Raw genomic sequence first — 309 nt, 5'->3', positions numbered from 1 at the left:
CGATAGTCAGCAAAAGAGGCTTCATCATCAATCCCCCTCAACCGCATAAATTCTGTATTACTCATCATCATTAATCTCTATTTTCATAACATGGGCGCCATCGAAGAAAAATAGATACGCTTCATCAATAGGTTCTTCCCAAATTGACTCAAGTGCCTTTCGGTAAAGAGAAAGTTGAAGTTTATACCGTTCTCTTAACTCGTCCTTCGCTTCATCAAAACCACCTTGATATCTACCTTCAATTGTATCTGTCTTATAATCTAGAATAATTTTCTTACCATCTATATCTTGAAATACACAGTCAATAAC

The 309-nt window shown here is 35.9% G+C and carries 1 protein-coding gene; it reads right to left on the bottom strand.

Translation table 11 applies throughout. The annotated features are described in order from the left end of the window. Nucleotides 1–57 precede the first annotated feature (57 nt). Nucleotides 58–309, bottom strand: a 252-nt coding sequence (locus AOA59_RS32555) for a hypothetical protein (RefSeq protein WP_218212242.1), incomplete at its 5' end; no start/stop codon positions are given.

The sequence above is a fragment of the Pseudomonas sp. 2822-15 genome, assembly GCF_002742515.1.
In the GTDB taxonomy this organism is placed as follows: domain Bacteria; phylum Pseudomonadota; class Gammaproteobacteria; order Pseudomonadales; family Pseudomonadaceae; genus Aquipseudomonas; species Aquipseudomonas salomonii.
Note: the sequence above shows the minus strand (reverse complement) of the source record. Positions and strands in the feature narration are given on the sequence as shown.